A 736-nucleotide genomic window follows, 5' to 3' on the forward strand; every position below is an offset into this window, starting at 1 on the left:
AAATCATCGTTAGAACAATTTAATGCTGCGAGCATTTTTTTAAATACAGCACTGTTGCGGTCAGCGAGTTGCTTAGGTGTAATACCCAACGCTGCTGCTGTTTGTTGCATCTTTAAACCATGTTCATCCGTACCAGATAGAAAAAATACATTTTTTCCATCTAATCGTTGAAAACGGGCCAAAGCATCGCTTGCAATCGCACTATAGGCATGTCCAATATGTGGAGTGCTATTAGGATAAAAAATCGGAGTTGTTATATAATATGTGTCACGCATGTCATACTCATTGTGAAACGCAATAAAAGATAAATGACATAACGCCTGTTAATCAGATTGTCACGGAAAAATCTTACTCTCATGAATGATCTTATGAACTCTAAAAAGCAAGTTGATAATGAATTGCTTTTTATCAAGATTAAATGATTGCATTTCCTCTACTTCTTGATGAATCTCTTGCCAGATTTGTGCATATTTTTTTGAGAGAGCTAAATTCCCTTTTTCGGCTAGCATGATAGCTTTTTTTTGAATTTTATCAAGAGTTTCATCACAAAATTGTTGAAATTGGATAACTGAAGAAAGAGACGAAAGTGTTTGTGCAAGAGTGTGTACGATAGCTGGGTTGCAAACAGATTGCTCCAAGAGCGTATCAATGTTTTTCACAATTTCAAGTCCGCCATGGTGAATAAGTAAGGCTGCCTTTCGAGGACTTCCTTTCGATCTTTGTACAATCATTTTAA

1 protein-coding gene and 1 pseudogene are annotated in these 736 nt (G+C 36.0%); both read right to left on the reverse strand.

All coding sequences use genetic code 11. The annotated features are described in order from the left end of the window. Positions 1–275 (reverse strand): class I tRNA ligase family protein (locus ACFIK8_RS11325; RefSeq protein WP_375669483.1); only part of this gene is annotated, 275 nt, incomplete at its 3' end. 60 nt (positions 276–335) lie between these two features. Then, positions 336–736 (reverse strand): annotated as a pseudogene (locus ACFIK8_RS11330) (DNA polymerase III subunit delta'); the annotation flags it as partial.

The sequence above is a fragment of the Bartonella sp. MR168JLCBS genome, assembly GCF_042194175.1.